At 66.0% G+C, this 2,405-nt stretch carries 2 protein-coding genes; both read left to right on the forward strand.

Annotated features, from left to right (window positions below):
* Positions 1–1,780, forward strand: a 1,780-nt coding sequence (nuoG, locus tag VF643_RS04190; RefSeq protein ID WP_331042117.1) for an NADH-quinone oxidoreductase subunit NuoG, incomplete at its 5' end; no start/stop codon positions are given.
* On the forward strand, positions 1,777–2,405 hold a 629-nt coding region (locus VF643_RS04195; RefSeq protein ID WP_331042118.1), incomplete at its 3' end, for a complex I subunit 1/NuoH family protein. The genes nuoG and VF643_RS04195, both read left to right, overlap by 4 nt.

The raw sequence follows: 2,405 nt of genomic DNA on the forward strand, positions 1-2,405 counted from the left end.
GATCTTCACCACGACGCCGATGGTGAAGAACGCCCGCGAGGGCATCATGGAATTCCTGCTGATCAACCACCCGCTCGATTGCCCGATCTGCGATCAGGGTGGCGAGTGCGACTTGCAGGACCAGTCGATCGCCTATGGCCGCGGCCATTCGCGCTACTCCGAGAACAAGCGTGCGGTGACCGAGAAGTATATGGGGCCGATCGTGAAGACGATCATGACCCGGTGCATCCAGTGCACGCGCTGCGTCCGTTTCGCCGAGGAAGTCGCGGGCGTCGAGGAGATCGGCGCGATCTATCGCGGCGAGGACATGCAAATCACCAGCTATCTCGAGGAAGCGGTGACCAGCGAGCTGAGCGGCAACGTCGTCGACCTGTGCCCCGTGGGTGCGCTGACCAGCAAGCCCTATGCGTTCGAGGCGCGTCCGTGGGAATTGCGCAAGACGCTGACGATCGACGTGATGGACGCGGTCGGCACTAATATCCGGCTCGACGCGCGTGGCCGCCAGGTGCTGCGCTGCGTGCCGCGGATCAACGACGACGTGAACGAGGAATGGGCGACCGACAAGACCCGCCACGCGGTTGACGGGCTGGTCCGCCGGCGCCTCGACAAGCCCTATGTGCGGCGCGACGGCAAGCTGGTCGAGGCGACATGGGACGAGGCATTCGCGGCGATCGCTGCGGTGGGTGCCGGATCGAGCGTCGCCGCGGTCGCGGGTGACCTGGTCGATTGCGAGACGATGTTCGCGGCGAAGGCGCTGCTGGCGCGGCTCGGGTCGTCGCGGCTCGAAGGGCGGCAGACCGGGATGGACTATGACACGTCCAGCCTTGGCGCGGTGAACTTCAACACCACGATCGCGGGTGCCGAGCGCGCGGATGCGATCCTGCTGGTCGGGACCAACCTGCGCTGGGAAGCGCCGCTGGTGAACACGCGGATCCGCAAGGCGATCAAGCGCGGCGCGAAGGTGTTCGCGATCGGGCCGGAGACCGACCTGACTTATCGTGCCGAGTGGCTCGGCAACGATTTGTCGCTGCTCGGCAATCTGCCCGAGGCGGTCACCGAGCTGTTCGGCAAGGCGGAGCGGCCGATGGTGATCGTCGGTGGCGCCGCGATGAAGGGCGGCCACGGCGCCGCGCTCGCGCTCGCCAAGTCGCTGAACCTGGTGCGCGATGGCTGGAACGGCTTCAACGTCGTCCATATGGCGGCGAGCCGGATGGGCGGGCTGATGCTCGGCTATGCGCAAAAGGGGGGCATCGCCGATGTCGCGGACGCCAAGCTGACCTTCTTCCTGGGGGCCGACGAGGTCGACTTCACGCGCTTCGGCGGCTGCAAGGTCTATGTCGGGCATCACGGCGACAAGGGCGCGCAGGCGGCCGACATCGTCCTGCCGGGCGCGACCTATGCCGAGAAATCGGGGACGTGGGTCAATCTGGAAGGCCGCGTACAGCGCGGCGAGCGGGCGGTGTTCCCGCCGGGCGATGCGCGCGAGGACTGGACGATCTTCCGCGCTTTGTCGGAAACGCTGGGCCACACGTTGCCGTTCGACACGCTGGCCGACCTGCGTACCGCGATGGCGGTCGATACGCCGGCGTTCGGCACGCTCGGGCTGGTGCGGTTCGACTGGAATCCGCCCGTGCTTGACGCGACGGGGTCGGGCGAAGTCGCCTATCCGATCAAGGACTTCTACCTGACCAACGCGGTTTGCCGCGCGTCGCCGACGATGCAGCGCTGTTCGGCGGAACTGATCCACGGCGACGACAGCTTTGCGGAGGCGGCGGAATGACCGACTTCTTCAACACCAATGTCGGCATGTCGTACGACTGGGCGTGGTTTACCGCGACGATCGTGGGGATCCTGGTCATCGCGCTGCCGCTGATGCTGGCGGTGGCGATGATCATCTATGCCGATCGCAAGATCTGGGCGGCGATGGCGCTGCGGCGCGGGCCCATCGTGGTCGGGCCGTTCGGACTGCTGCAGAGCTTCGCCGACGGTCTGAAGGTGTTCCTGCAGGAAACCATCATCCCGGCCGCGGCGAACCGGACGCTGTTCCTGCTCGCGCCGATCATCACCTTCACGGTGGCGCTGATCGTATGGGCGGTGGTGCCGTTCCAGTCGGGCGTGGTGCTTGCCGACATCAATGTCGGGCTGCTCTACGTGCTCGCGGCGTCGTCGCTGGGCGTGTACGGCATCATCCTGTCGGGCTGGGCGTCGAATTCCAAATACCCCTTCTATTCGGCGTTGCGCGCCGCGGCGCAGATGGTCAGCTACGAAGTCGCGATCGGCTTCATCCTGATCTCGATCGTGATGTGGGCGGGGACGTTCAACCTGTCGGGTATCGTGCTGGCGCAACAGAACACGCTCGGGATCGGCATCAACGCCTTCGGCATCAACCCGCTGCTGTTCCCGAT

It is taken from the genome of Sphingomonas sp. (assembly GCF_036387595.1).
Classification (GTDB): domain Bacteria; phylum Pseudomonadota; class Alphaproteobacteria; order Sphingomonadales; family Sphingomonadaceae; genus Sphingomonas.